This is a genomic window from Burkholderia sp. JPY481 (genome assembly GCF_038900515.1).
GTDB classification, from domain to species: Bacteria; Pseudomonadota; Gammaproteobacteria; order Burkholderiales; family Burkholderiaceae; genus Paraburkholderia; species Paraburkholderia youngii.
In genome coordinates, this window is record NZ_JAYMRT010000012.1 from 166,617 (window position 1) to 180,749 (window position 14,133).

The window sequence follows — 14,133 nt, forward strand, 5'->3', positions numbered from 1 at the left end:
CTGCAACGCTCTCGATAGAGAGGAGCACGCAGCACATGTCGTTTCAGTGCGAAGTGCTGCCGGATCGGGCACGCATAGGGACGCTCGGCTGCGAACAGCGACTCGATACCGTGGGTTAGTCATACGACGCCCACCTCATGAAAGACAGTGCGCGGTACTATCTTCGTCGGCCCGTCACGTATACGCCTGTCCCATGGAACTGAAGCAGATCCAGTACTTCATCGCGCTTTTCGAAGAAGGCACCGTCACGCGCGCCGCCAGGCGGCTCAACATCGCGCAACCGGCGCTCAGCATGCAGATCGCCAAGCTCGAAACGGAGATTCGGCAGAAGCTCTTCGAGCGGGGGCCGCACGGCATGGCGCCGACCGAAGCCGCACGGTTGATGTACCGCCTTTACACGCCGATCATGCGCGACATCGATCACGCACGCGAACACCTGAGCCGTCGCGATGTCATCGTGACGGGCCGCGTGTCGCTGGGAATGGTGTCGTCGGAGGCGCAGAGCGTATTGCCCGAATCGCTCGCCCGATTCGATGCGCTTTTCCCGCAAGTCGAAGTCTCCGTCGCCGATGGCTTCAGCGCGCAACTGATCGACGCTGTCGAATCGGGCCGGCTCGATGCCGCCATCATCAACAAGCCGCGCGGACGGCTGACGCTCCACGTAGAACCGTTGCTGGTGGAGGAAATGGTGCTGGTGACGAGCGTGGAGCACGGCCCAAAGCTGCCCGACGAGATCGATCTCACGCAGCAGTCGGACATCGAATTCGTGTTGCCCACGCGCCGCAACGGCCTGCGCGGCGCGCTCGATGCCGCGCTGATGGCGGCTGACGTCGTCATCAAGCCGAAGTTCGAGATCGATCTGCTCAGCACCATCGTGCAGTTCGTCGAGCAGAGCGGTGTCGCGACCATCCTGCCGCGCGTCGTCGTGCAGGCGAAAGTGGAGGAAGGGCGCTTGCGCGCACGCACGATAGCGTCGCCGCCGATCGTGCGCCACATCATTCAGGTCACGCATCCGAAGCGGCCGATCGGACCGGCCGCCCAGGCGCTCATCACGATCATCACTGATGAGATAAAGCGCGTGACGACGGGCGTTGTGGGAAAACAGGCGCCTTAGCGGCCGCGTTCCAACGGTTCGCGCGCACGGCTCGGAACGTCGCTGCGCGTGCCGAACAGCGTGTCGCAGATCGGGAACGTGAGGTTGAAGTTCTGTGTCGCCATCACTTCGGGATCGTGGTGTGTGGCGTGCAGGCGCCGCACTGTGTTGACGAGTGGAACGCGGTCGAGCAACGGGCTGTCGGTGACGTGTGAAAGCGTATGCAGGCCCTCGTACATCAGAAAGTACGCCGCCATCGTGAGCAGCGCAATGTAGCCTGCATTGCGGGAGAATACGAACCCAATCACGAGCGCGAACGGCACGGCCGCCAGCACGAACGCAACCGGCGCAAAAGGCGGAAACAGCAGCGCGCGCCAGTGACGGTGGCCCTTGTATTCAAGCGTCACATGCGTGAAGAACCGGTGATGGACGGCGCAATGGCGCTTATAGATCATGCTGAAATACTTCGTCGGACGATGCAGCACGTAGCGGTGCGCCGCCCATTCCGCCCAGTTGCCGAACAGAAAGAGCGGAATGACCGCCAGCCATTCGGCAAGCGTCGGTGCATGAAGCTGCATCAGGCAATACACGATCACGCCGCCGGTGAAGAGCAATGTGAAGCCGAGGTGCATTTCGCCGCGATACCACCATGGCGTGGCATTGACATACTCGTCACGGAACTTGTAGGAACGCGCACGAACGTCTTCTTCGTATTTCATCGATGTCTCCGGCTATAGTGAAAGGCGTGCGCCGGTTGGCGTCCGCCGTTACGTCCAATGACTCAGGGTCGACTGCGCGCGCAACCGCCTTCGAGCTTGCCGAGCGTCTCGGGCACCACGAACGCGCCCACGAGAAAGATCACGCTGATCGCACCGACGAAGATCGCGAGCGTCGACGGCAACTGACCCGCGTCCTTCGCGACGAGGGAAACGAAGGTCGGCATCATTCCGCCGATCGCGAAGCCGATGTTCCACGACAGACCCGTGCCGGTCGCGCGGATCGCGGTCGGGAAGCGTTCGTTCAGGAAGATCAGCACGGGCGCATAGCCGGCGCTGCCGAGCGCGGAAAGCAACACCGCGTAGACGCCGACCATCGTGATGCTTTGCGCCGTGGGCAGCAGCAGGAACAGCGCTGGCATCGCGATGAGCCGGATGATGCCGATCCAGATAAACGCGCCCTTGCGTCCGATGAACGTACTGACGTGCCCTGCCGCGACCGAAGCGATCACCACGGCCACGCTGCAGATCATCAGGATCGCGGCGGCGGCGCCGTTCGGCGCATGACTCACGACTTTCAGGAAGGTAGGCAGATAGCCTGACGTGAGGTAGTAGCCGCTGCCGCCGCCGATAGTCAGCAGCAGATTGACGAACAGCACGCCGCGATATTCCCGCGAGAACAGCGTGCGGATCGGCGAGCGCGCCTGATCGGCGTTGACGATCTTCTTCTGTTCAGCGGCTTTCGCAGCTTTTTCCGCGGCGAGCTTCTTCCAGAGCGGCGATTCTTCCAGACCGTTGAACACGAAGAGACCGAGCACCGAACTCAGGATGCCTGTGAAGAACATGCAACGCCAGCCCCAGGCGTCGAACGCATCGCCGGGAAAGACCGCGGACATCGCCAGATACGTGAGCGATGCGAGCAACGCGCCGAGCCCGGCCCCACCCCCACCGATGAGACCGGACACCGCGCCGCGATACTTCGGCGCGACGGATTCGGTGCCGATCGTATGCGTCGACGCCACCACGCCGCCGACGAACACGCCCTGCACGAGACGCAGCAGCAGAAACAGGACCGGAGCCACGAGCCCGACCTGGGCGACCGTCGGCAGCGCGCCGAAGGCCGCCGTCGAAAGCCCGACGCCGACGACCGCGACGATCATCGCACCCTTGCGGCCATGACGGTCGGCATAGGAGCCGAACAGCGCGGAACCGAGCGGGCGCATCAGCAGCGTCACCGCGAAGGACGCGTACACCGCCGCGAGCGAGAGCATCGCATGTTCGGACGGAAAGAATAGACGCCCGACAACCGGCGCCACATACAGCAATACGAACAGGTCGAACAGGTCGAGGGCCCAGCCGAAGCATGAAGCCATCACAGCGCCCATCACCTGGCGCTGATTGACCGAAAGCACGGTGGCCCCGTCTTGCGCTGCTACAGACATTTGCATCTCCTTTGTGTCACAGGCGCGCTTTGTTGGATGCGCGCTCTTGTCGAGGTTGAAAAACCGTCAGTGCGCGGAGGCGAACGGCGATGCCACGCTCGCCCGTCGCTGGGCGACCATCGCATCGGCGATCTTCTCGGCGATCATGATGGTCGGTATGTTCGTATTCGCCGATGGCAGTCGCGGCATCAGCGATGCATCCACGACGCGCAGCCCGCGCGTGCCTCGCACGCGGCCTTCGGTATCGGTGACCGCGTCGAGGTCCAGCGCGCCGCCCATGCGGCACGTGCCGCTCGCGTGCCACACGCCGAACACGTTCGCGCGGATGAAATCGGCGAGCGCGCGCTCGTCGTGGATCAGCGAAGGCATCTGCAGGCCGCGCGTGAAGAAGCGTTCGATCAGCAGACGCCGCAGCGGCGCGGGCGTATCGAGCAGCACGCCGAGGATCGAAGTCAGAAGCGCATTACCTTCGCCGACCTTGCTCAGCGCTTTCACGCGCGGTGAGAACGCGGCCGGGAAGAAGTCACGTGAATCGCGGCCAAGACCGGATGCGTCGACAACGCGCGCCAGCATCCGCACGCCGGCGGCGAGCCGCTGCAAATCGCGTTCGTCGTCGAGCAGATTCAGATCGACGCGCGGCGCAACGGCCGCATCGGGCGATGCCAGTTGCACGCGGCCTCGCGAATACGGCCGATTGCACCAGAGGAAAAAGAGGCCGAGCCGGTTGCCGAGCGCATGCCACGCGGCGCGCGTCGCGCTCGACAGATACAGGTCCGACTCGTCGCAGCCCGCGACGCCCGAACTCATGCGCGCGGCCATCATGCTCGCGCGGCGGCGCGCGAGCGGCATGCGAAAGCGCGGCTCGAGAAAATGACAGAAGGTGAGCGACGGATGATCCTGCAGATTGCGTCCGACGCCTGGCACGTCGGCCACACACGGAATACCCATCGCCACGAGTTGGCGAGCATCGCCGATACCGGCGCGCATCAGCATCGCGGGCGACTGCAACGCGCCCGCGCTCAGCACCACCTCGCCCGCATCGAAACCCACGCGCTCGCCGTTCGCCGCGATCGCGACGACACCGTGGGCCGTCGCGCCTGCCATCACGATGCGTTCGACGCGCAGATTCGAATAGATGCTGAGGTTCGGACGCTTGCGCGTGGCTTCGTCGAGATAGGCGATGGCCGTCGACACGCGCTTGTTGTCGATGTTCGAGAATGCGCCCGGAAAGAAGCCGTCGCCGAATTCGCCATTCTGGTCCTGAAGTTCCGGCAAGCCGTTCGCGCGCAAACCCTTCGCGAATGCATGGCAGAACGCCGGCCAGTCCTTGGGCATGATCCGGCGGATCGGCACCGGTCCGTCGCTGCCGTGCAATTCGCCGCCGGGAAAGTTCACGTCGCGTTCGAGCTTGCGAAAGTACGGCAGCACGTCGCGCCATGACCAGCCTTCGGCGCCGTTCGCGGCCCATTCGTCGTAGTCGCGCGGCAGGCCGCGATTGGCCGACTGCACGTTGATGCTCGAGCCGCCGCCCATCACGCGGCCCTGCTCGTAGACGCGCGGCGCGGCGTGCTGCGTGGCCTTCGCTTTCAGATCGGGCCAGATGTACGCGTCGCCGCAGAAGACAGGCATCGGATAGCTGTCGAGAATCGCCGCGGGCACCGCGCCCGGCGGCGTATCGGCGCCCGCCTCGATCAGCGCGACGCGCACCGACGGCGCCGCCGACAGTCGATGCGCGAGCACGCATCCGGCCGAGCCGCCGCCTACGATCACGTAGTCGAAGCGATTCATCGCGTTGTCTCCTCTTGTCTCGTCCGCCGCGCGGCGTGTCAGGTATCAGCTGCCGCGAAACACCGGCTTGCGCTTGCCATGAAACGCTTCGACGCCTTCGCGGAAATCGTCCGACGAGCGCAGACGGCTATAGCAATGGCCTTCGAGTTCGATCGCGATCGACAAGGGCGCGTCTTCCGAATCGTTCAAGAGCTTCTTCGCGGTGCGTTGCGCGAGCGGCGAGAATGCGCGCAGTTCGTCGACGAGCGCGTCCGTCGCCGCTTCGAGTTCGGCGTCCGCGACGAATTCGACCGCGATGCCCCACTCGTACGCCTGCTCGCCAGGAATGCGGCGCGAGCGCATCACGATGTCCTTCGTTCGGCCGATGCCGACCATCGACTGCAGACGCGCCGAGCCGCCCGAGCCGGGAATCTGGCCGAGCTTCTGCTCCGGCAGCGCATAGAAGGTCGTATCGGTGACGATCCGGAAATCGCACGCCAGCGACAATTCGAAGCCCACGCCGAAGCAGAAGCCGCGATTGGCCGCAATCACCGGCTTCGAGCAGCGCGCGGGCGCCGCGATATTCCACGCGAGCTTCGACACGTGTTCCGGCGATGCTTCCAGAAAGCCCTTGATGTCGCCGCCGCTCGAAAAATGCTCGCCCTTCGCGCGCACGACGATCACGCGCACGCGGTCGTCCTCGTCGAGGGCTTCGAAGACGGCTCGCAACTGATCGCGTGCGTGCATCGAAATGACGTTGAACGGCGGGCGATGCAGGATGATGTCCGCGCGCTCGCGCTGCGCGTCGATTTCGACCGAGAAGCCGTCGAGGTCTTGCAGCAGTGTCTGGCCGCGATGGTTGAGATCACTCATTGTGTTACTCCTTGGTGGTTTCTGTAGGTTGCGCGGCCTGGGCGTTCGAATCGGGCATGTACTCGCCCGCTTGCAGCTTGCGGCGCAGAATCTTGCCGACCGGCGACTTCGGAATGTCGTCGACGAACACGTAATCGCGCGGACGCTTGAAGTTGACGAGGTCCGACTGACGGCACCATGCATCGAGCGAGTCGGCATCGACGTACTCGCGGCGCTTGATGAATGCGACCACACGTTGCCCCCAGCGCTCGTCCTTGACGCCCGCGACCGCGACTTCATCGACGGCGGGATGCAGCGACAGCACCGATTCGATGTCCACCGGTGAGATGTTTTCTCCGCCGCTGATGATCATGTCGTCGACGCGGCCCGTCACGTACAGATCGCCGTCGCGGTCGAGATAGCCCGTGTCCCCGGTGAAGTACCAGCCCTCGCGCAGGCACTTCGCATTCGCGTCCGGACGATTCCAGTAGCCTTCGAAGGCTTCGTCGCCGAGCAGGTCCACGATGATCTGTCCTTCTTCGCCGGCTTCGGCGATCTCGTTGGGCGAGAGGGCATCGAGCTTCACGACGCGCAGCCGCGTATTGATGCCCGCGCGGCCCGCGCTGCCGGGCTTCTTTGTCGCGTCCTGGTCGATGCTGAACGTGTAGACCTCGGACGAGCCGTAGTGATTGACGAAGAGCTCCGGCTCGAACGCGGCCGAGAGGCGCTTGAGCAGGCCGTCGTTCATCGGTGCGCCGGCGAAGCCGAGCTTTCTGACCGACGACGTGTCCGTGCTCGCGAACGCGCTGTCGGCGAGCAGATCGTGATAGAGCGTCGGCACGAGATAGAGGCAGGTGAGCGCGTGCTTCGAAATGCAATCGAGCGCGAGCTTCGCGTTCCAGCGCCGCACGCAGACGAACAGGCCATCGACGAGCGCCATCGCGAGCAGCGAGCGCACGCCCATCGTGTGATAGAGCGGCATCACGCCGAGCGTGCGTTCGCCGCGCCTGTAGAGGTTCTGCGCGACGTGCGCGAGCGCGCCCGCGCGTTCATGCCGATGCCGGCGCGGCACGCCCTTGCCTTTGCCCGTCGTGCCGGACGTATAGAGGATCAGCGAGATGTCGTCGGCGGTGGCGTGCGTCGTGTCGGTCACCTCTGCACTGCGCGTTCGTTCGACGATGAGCGCATCGAAGGTGGTGGTGCGGCCGGGCGCATCGTCGAGTCCGACGCGCGGCACTTTTTGCGCGGCGGCGCTCTGCGCGACGGAATCCGCGCTGACGGGTTCGTAGACGATCGCCTTCACCCCCGCGTCGGTCACGCAGTAGTCGACTTCTTCCGGCTTCGCCCGCCAGTTGAGCGGCACGATCACGATGCCCGCGAACTGTCCGGCCCAATGCAGCGTCGCCATTTCCCAGCGGTTTTGCAGTACGACGAGCAGCCGGTCGCCGTGTTCCAGGCCCAGTTCGCGCAGGCCATCGGCGACATTGAGGATCATGCGATGCCACTGCGCGTAGGTCAGTTGCACATCGCCGTCGACGAGCGCGAGCGCGTTCGGACTGCGCTCGACGCTTTGCAGGAACGTACGTCCGAGATCAAGCATGTTCGGCCTCCTTCGCGCTTGCCTCGGCCCGGCGGCGCGCCGCCACGTCGAGCACCGCGGCCACGATGGGCGTGTAGCCCGTACAGCGGCAGATATGACCCGAGAGCATCTCGCGCACCTGCTCTTCGGAAGGATCGGGCACGCGCCGCAGATAATCCGCGCACGACATCAGAATGCCCGCCGTGCAAAAGCCGCATTGCAGCGCGTGATGCCGCTGGAACGCCTGCTGCAGGTCGCCAAGCGTCTGATCGGGCGCAAGGCCTTCGACGGTATCGATATGCCGACCGTCGGCCTGCACCGCGAGCATCAGGCACGAGCGCGCCGCGACGCCATCGACCTGCACGGTACATGCGCCGCACACGCCGTGTTCGCAGCCGACGTGCGTGCCCGTCGCGCCCAGTTCGTGCCGGATGAAGTCCGACAGCAGTTCGCGCGGCTCGCAATAGCCGCTTCGTTCGCGGCCGTTCAGCGTCAGCGCGATGCGCCGCACTTCGCCGTGCCGCATGATGGTGTCCGACATCTTGCTCACTTCGCCTCCTCGATCACGCGCCATCCGAGTTGCCGGACCAGATTCCGGCGATATGCCGCGCTGATCTGCGCATCGTCCTGCGCGTTCAGTTTCCAGCTCAAATCGTTCAGTGCGCCGCGCAGGTCGTCGCCCCGCAGACGCGGCCATTGCTCCGTCACCGGCCGGTCGGCGACGCCGCCGACAGCAATGCGGATCGACTCGTCGGTGACCACGGCCGCGCACGCGACGATCGCGAAGTCGCCGTGCCGCGCGGAAAATTCGGCGAACGCGTAGCGCTCGCCTTCCTTGCGCAGCGGGAAGCGCACGGCTTCGACGAGTTCGTCGGGCTCGCGCGCGGTCATCAGCATTCCCTGAAAGAAGTCCTGCGCCGCGAGCGTGCGGCGCCTCTTTCGCGAGCGCAGCATCACGTCGCCGCCGAGCGCCGCAAGCACGAGCGGCAACTCCGCGCTCGGGTCCGCATGCGCGATCGATCCGCACACGGTGCCGCGATTGCGAATCTGAAAGTGCGAGATGTGCGGGAAGGCCATCGCGAGCAGCGGCGCTTCGTCGGTGAGCGTGCTGCGCCATTCGACGCTGCCTTGCGTCGCCGCGGCGTTCACCACGAGACGCCCCGCCTGCTTGTCCACGCGCACGGCATCGAGTTCGGCGGTGCGCGAGATATCGACGAGCACCTTAGGCTGCGCGAGCCGCATATTGAGCACGGCCATCAGCGACTGGCCGCCCGCCAGCACGCGGGCGTCTTCGCCGTATTGCGTGAGCGCGTCGAGCGCGTCTTGCGCGGTCATCGCGCGCAGGTAATCGAATGGTGCGGGCTTCATGCGTGTCTCCTGAAACGTGCAAGGAGTCTTGCGATCCACGATCCGTGCGCTTGCACGGGCTTGCCCGCCGCCTGCCGTCCGAGCGATTCGAACAACTGCTTGAGCACGACCTTCGCCGCGCCTTCGAGCATCCGGCCGCCGACCGCCGCAACCTTGCCTGACACCTGTGCTTCGTAGTCGTACGTCAGCCGCGTGCCGCTGCCTTGCGGCGTCAGTTCGACGAGACCGCTGCCGCGCGCGCTGCCGAGCGGCGAGATTCCCGCGCCGGCGAGTCGCAGGCGGCGCGGCGCATCGATCTCCGACAAGCCGATACGCGCCTCGAAACGCGCCTTGATCATGCCGACGCCGACGGTCACGTCAGCGCGATACTGGTTCGGCGCCGTCTCTTCGAGCGCGTGACAGCCGGGAATGACGTTAGCGAGTGCCTTCGGATCGAGCAGCACGGCGAACACGGCTTCGGGTGTCGCGGGCAGGTCGACCGCGCCCTGCGCCGTCAGTGCGCGACCGCCGCCTGGCGTCGCCGGCTTCGCGGCGGGCGCTTCGCGATATTCCGGCCGCGACGGTTCGGGATCGTCCATGCCGATCATCGCCATCACTCTGGGCGGCGTGAGCGGCAGGCGAATGTCTTCGACGCCAAGCGCGTCCGCCACCGCATTCGCGATGCACGGCGGCGTGCTCATGTTGTTGCCTTCGCCGAGACCCTTCGCGCCCAGCGGCGTGAAAGGCGAAGGCGTCTCCAGATGCACGATCAGCGGATCGGGCACTTCGCAGGTGGTCGGCATCAGATAGTCGGCGAGCGTGCCGGACTGGAAGCTGCCGTCCGCGCCGTAGCGGAACTCTTCCATCAGCGCCGCGCCGAGGCCTTGCGCGAACGCGCCGCGAATCTGGCCATCGGCGAGTGCGGGATTGAGGAGGGTGCCGGCGTCGTGCACGGTCACATACCGGTCGATGCGCACGCGTCCCGTCGCGCGATCCACTTCGACCCCGCACATGTCGAACGCGAAGCCGTATGCCGCCGAGGTATTGATGCGGTCCTGTTCGTCGGGCGCATCCATGTGCGGCGGCGACCAGAACACGGTTTCGCGCAGGCCCGGCTCTTCGCCTTCGGGCAGGAGCGCGGGCGCCCAGTGCGGCGCATTGCTCGCGGCACGCGCGAACGGCAGCGCGCGGTCTTCGGCGTCGTGCGGAAAGACGCGCGCGCGTTCGAAGCGCACGTCGCCGGGCGCGCAGTTGAATTGCTTCGCGAGCACGCGCGCGAGCTTGTCGCGCACGCGCGTCGCGGCGAGATGCACCGTGCCCGCCACCGCGCCCGCGAAGCGGCTCGAATAATTGCCTGCCGCGACGGACCAGGCGTCCTTGTGCGTATCGAATTCGACGTTGACGACGATGTCCTTCGGATCGAGCCCGAGCACATCGGCGACGACTTGCGCGCACACGGTCATGTGGCCCTGGCCCGCGGGCGTCGATGCGATCGTGACGACCACGCCGCCGAGCAGATCGACGCTGACGGTCGCGCTCGCGATCGCGCCGTTCTTCGGCCCGGCTTTCCTGCGTGCGTCGGCGGGCATCACGGTCGTGATGTAGCCCATGTTCGATACCGACGGCTCGACGATCGCCGCGAAGCCGATGCCATACAGCCGCCCTTCGTTGCGCGCGGCGTCGCGGCGCGCAACGAGTTCCCGGTATCCGCCTTCGTCGAGTGAACGGCGCAGCGCTTCCTGATAGTTGCCCGAATCGAGCAGGGCGCCCGCCGCTGCGCGATACGGGAACGCATCGGCGGGAACGAAGTTGCGGCGATACACGTCGAGCACATCGAGCTTCAGTTCGATCGCGATGCGCTGGATCAGCCGCTCCAGCGCGAAGTACACCTGCGGGCCGCCGAAGCCGCGCACGAGCCCCGTCGGCGTCTTATTCGTCAGCACGACGCGATTGCGCACGAGCAGATTCGGGATCGCGTACGCGCCCGTCAGGCAGCCGTGCATCCGGTAGAACGTCGCCGGCTCGGGCGCGCGCACGTAGCCGCCGACGTCTTCCAACTGATCGTAAGACAGCGCGACGATCCGGCCATCGGCTTCGACCGCCGCTTCTATGGTTGAAACACGCGCCGTCGCCGATGTCGCCGCGCTCAAGTGTTCGAGCCGATCCTCGACCCACTTCACCGGCGCGCCGGCCTTGCGCGACGCGAGGCACATCAGCACGACATACGGAAACACCGCCTGCTTCACGCCGAAGCTGCCGCCGGAATCGCGCGGGGCCTTATGACGCAGCCGATTGGCAGGCACGTTCAACGCCATCGCCATGACGGCGTGCAGCGAGAACGGCCCCATGAAATTGGACGTGACGTCGTAGCCTTCTTCGCCCGAAAGATACTCGGCGATGACCACGCCGCACTCGATCGGCGCGCAGGTGTTGCGCGGATAATGCGCGACCAGCTTCACGCGATGCGGCGCGCGCTCGAAGGCCGCTTCGGGCTCGCCGTAGCGGAAATGCCGGTCGCTGATGACGTTGCTGCCGACGCGTTCGTGCAGCACCGGCGCGTCGTCCTTCGCGGCCTGTTCGATCGACGTCACGGGATCGAGCATCGCGTAGTCGACCTTGATGAGATCGAGCGCGTCTTCCGCGAGCGCACGCGATTCGGCCATCACGACCGCGACCGGCTCGCCGACGTAGCGCACACGGTCCATCGCGAGCGCCCACTGTTCCATCGGCGATTTCAAGCCGACGACGAACGGTCGCGACCACGGACGCAAATCGTCGCGCGTGAGCACGGCACGCACGCCCGCGAGTTTCGACGCGGCTTGCGTATCGATCGACAGGATGTCCGCGTGCGCGTGCGGCGAACGCAGAATCGCGGCGTGCAGCGTGCCCGGCTTGACGGCGATGTCGTCGCCATAGCGGCCACGGCCCGTCAGGATCGCCGGGTCTTCGAGGCGCTCGATCGAGCGTCCGATGTGACGCTGCGGTGCGCTCGCTTCGCGCGCCTCGTTGCCGGCGACGCGCGCGTCCATGTCGGCGAATGCGGTTTCGCGCTGATTCATGACCTTACTCCTCACGTGCGGCGCGGCCGCCGAATTCATCGGCTAGACCGCTCCAGCGGCGCGCAATCTCGTCGTGCTCGATCTCGAACAGATCGAGAATGCGCCCGACAGTGTGGTCGACCACGTCGTCGATAGTCTGCGGATGCGCGTAGAACGCGGGCACCGGCGGCATCACGATCGCGCCCATTTGCGTGGCGAGCGTCATGTTGCGCAGATGCGCGAGATTGAGCGGGGTTTCGCGCGCGACCAGCACGAGGCGGCGGCGCTCCTTGAGCATCACATCGGCGGCGCGCGTCAGCAGGTTGTCCGCGAAGCCGTTCGCGACGCCCGCGAGCGTTTTCATCGAGCATGGCGCGATCACCATGCCTTCGGTCAGAAACGATCCGCTTGCCACGGCCGCGCCGATATCACGCACGTTGTGCACGACATCGGCAGCGGCTTCGAGGTCACCGCGCGCGAGGCCGAGTTCCTGGGCGGCCGTCACCGCGCCCGACGACGACACGATCAGATGCGTTTCGTGCGTGCCGAGCCGGCGCAAGGCGGCGAGCAAACGCACGCCGATCACCGCGCCGCTTGCGCCCGAAATGCCGACGACGATGCGTTTCTTTCGTTCAGCCATGATCGCGTGACAGATAGGCGTCGAACGCGCTGTTGTCGGCGGCGACGAGTGCTTGCAGGTCGACCGTGTCCTGCCCCGGTATGCGCACGCGGGTGAACACATGCGCGGGGTAGACGACGGGGCGCGTCGCATCGAGACCCATCTTCGCGCTGACGCCTTGCAGATGCGACGGCGCATCGTCGGGCTGACCGACCGTCGTCGACGGATCGAGCGGCGAGCCTTGCGCGCCTGCTATCACGACGAGATCGCGGTCGGCCTGGAAGCGCGTCGCGATGGCCCATTCGATTTCGGCGGGATCGTGCACGTTCACATCGGTATCGACGACGACGACCTGCTTGATGTCGTAATGCGCGCCGAACGCGCACAGAATGACGTTCTTCGCTTCGCCTTCGCGCTTCTTGTCGAATTGCACCCACAGGTGATAGCGGCACACGCCGCCCACCGACAGATGCACGTCTTTCACGGCGGGATGACTGCGCTGAAGATGCGCGAGCAACGTGGCTTCACGCGGAATCGCGCCGAGCAGCAGATGCTCCATTTCGGCGGGCACGATCGTATGAAAGATCGGATCGCGCCGATGCGTGACGGCCGTCACTTCGATGACTTCGCGTGCTTCCTTCGCGCTGTAGTACTTGGGAAATTCGCCGAACGGACCTTCCGGCTCGCGCACGTTCGGCAGAATGCGCCCTTCGATGACGATCTCCGCGAACGCCGGCACGTGCACGCCGTTCGTCACGCACCGCGCGACAGGCAGCGGCGCACCGTGCAGCGCGCCTGCGATTTCGAGTTCGTCGTGATCGATCGGCGTGATCGCTTGCGACGCGAGCATCGTCAGGGGATCGACGCCGATCGCGATGGCGACGTCGAGCGCATCGCCCGCGGCTTCCGCGTCGCGCTGGAACGCGTAGAGATGACGCGGCAGCAGCAGGATCGCCATGCGATCGGGGCCGTGCACCTGAATGCGGTTGATCGAGACGTTCTGCAGGCCGGTGCGCGGATTGCTCGCGATCACGAGACCGGCGGTGATGTACGGGCCGTTGTCGTGTTCGCTGTGCGTGGGAATGGGCAGCAGGGCGTGGAGATCGATGCCGCTCGTATGCACCACCTGCTGACAGGGCGCGTCTTCACGTTGAATCAGTTTCGATGCGAGCGGCGCCGCGGCCGCAGCGGAAAAACGCGCGAGCAACGCCGATTCATCGACGCCCATCGCTTCGGCGATCCACGCGCGCTTCGACATGAAGCCGCTCACGACGGGAATCCCATGTCCGTGCGGCTGCGTGAAAAACGCAGCTTGTTCGCCGTCGAGGCGCTTTGCAATGGCGGCGAGTTCGTGCTCGAGCGCGACGGGCTTGTCGATCGTCGCGACGCGGCCGGTTTTCGCGAGATGCGCGAGCCAGTCGCGCAGCGACAGCGAGCCGGTGTCGGCGTGATCTCGTGCCCAGGTGAATGAGGGATTGCCGTGCGTTGCGGCATCGCGTGTGTTCATCAGCGTCTCCATCTGTGCGCGCTACCGTAGCAAGCGCATGGGATGAAGCGTAGCGAGATCGCGCCATAACATCTAATACTGTTTACTGATGCGACGAATCATTCGTCGTTATATCGGTGTTAGCCCGGATGACAGCGGTCTTACGGTTACGTATCAATAGACCGCTCACGCAC

Annotated in this window: 11 protein-coding genes; 1 reads left to right on the forward strand and 10 read right to left on the reverse strand. The window is 65.5% G+C overall.

Features of this window, described 5'->3' with window-relative positions:
• The first annotated feature begins 193 nt into the window (after window positions 1–193).
• Window positions 194–1,114 carry a LysR family transcriptional regulator gene (locus VSR82_RS26180; protein WP_368581584.1) on the forward strand — a complete coding sequence of 307 codons (921 nt, stop codon included), beginning with the start codon at window positions 194–196 and terminating at the stop codon, window positions 1,112–1,114.
• Here VSR82_RS26180 and VSR82_RS26185 read toward each other — a convergent pair.
• From VSR82_RS26185 to VSR82_RS26230, 10 genes are all read right to left on the reverse strand, one after another.
• Window positions 1,111–1,812 (reverse strand): sterol desaturase family protein, encoded by a 702-nt coding sequence (locus tag VSR82_RS26185; protein ID WP_176368557.1) that lies wholly within the window; start codon window positions 1,810–1,812, stop codon window positions 1,111–1,113. The genes VSR82_RS26180 and VSR82_RS26185 overlap by 4 nt on opposite strands.
• Window positions 1,813–1,874: 62 nt before the next feature.
• Window positions 1,875–3,251, reverse strand: a complete 1,377-nt coding sequence (locus tag VSR82_RS26190; RefSeq protein ID WP_429463592.1) for an MFS transporter — start codon at window positions 3,249–3,251, stop codon at window positions 1,875–1,877.
• 66 nt (window positions 3,252–3,317) lie between these two features.
• Window positions 3,318–5,039: a GMC family oxidoreductase gene (locus VSR82_RS26195; protein ID WP_429463594.1), complete on the reverse strand. Its 1,722-nt coding sequence runs from the start codon at window positions 5,037–5,039 to the stop codon at window positions 3,318–3,320.
• 45 nt (window positions 5,040–5,084) lie between these two features.
• Entirely contained in the window at window positions 5,085–5,891 is an 807-nt protein-coding gene (locus VSR82_RS26200) for an enoyl-CoA hydratase/isomerase family protein (protein ID WP_176122116.1), read from the reverse strand.
• Window positions 5,892–5,895: 4 nt separating this feature from the next.
• Window positions 5,896–7,470, reverse strand: a complete 1,575-nt coding sequence (locus VSR82_RS26205; RefSeq protein WP_498858218.1) for an AMP-binding protein — start codon at window positions 7,468–7,470, stop codon at window positions 5,896–5,898.
• Entirely contained in the window at window positions 7,463–7,999 is a 537-nt protein-coding gene (locus tag VSR82_RS26210) for a (2Fe-2S)-binding protein (protein WP_498858219.1), read from the reverse strand. The genes VSR82_RS26205 and VSR82_RS26210 overlap by 8 nt, the downstream gene beginning before the upstream one ends.
• Window positions 7,996–8,817, reverse strand: a complete 822-nt coding sequence (locus VSR82_RS26215) for an FAD binding domain-containing protein (RefSeq protein WP_129961536.1) — start codon at window positions 8,815–8,817, stop codon at window positions 7,996–7,998. Before VSR82_RS26215 ends, VSR82_RS26210 begins: the two co-directional genes overlap by 4 nt.
• Window positions 8,814–11,855 (reverse strand): xanthine dehydrogenase family protein molybdopterin-binding subunit, encoded by a 3,042-nt coding sequence (locus VSR82_RS26220; protein ID WP_429462227.1) that lies wholly within the window; start codon window positions 11,853–11,855, stop codon window positions 8,814–8,816. Before VSR82_RS26220 ends, VSR82_RS26215 begins: the two co-directional genes overlap by 4 nt.
• A 4-nt stretch (window positions 11,856–11,859) precedes the next feature.
• Window positions 11,860–12,474, reverse strand: coding sequence for a UbiX family flavin prenyltransferase (locus VSR82_RS26225; protein WP_013093433.1), 615 nt, complete (start codon window positions 12,472–12,474; stop codon window positions 11,860–11,862).
• Window positions 12,467–13,960, reverse strand: coding sequence for a UbiD family decarboxylase (locus VSR82_RS26230; protein ID WP_429462230.1), 1,494 nt, complete (start codon window positions 13,958–13,960; stop codon window positions 12,467–12,469). Before VSR82_RS26230 ends, VSR82_RS26225 begins: the two co-directional genes overlap by 8 nt.
• Between the last annotated feature and the right edge of the window lie 173 nt (window positions 13,961–14,133).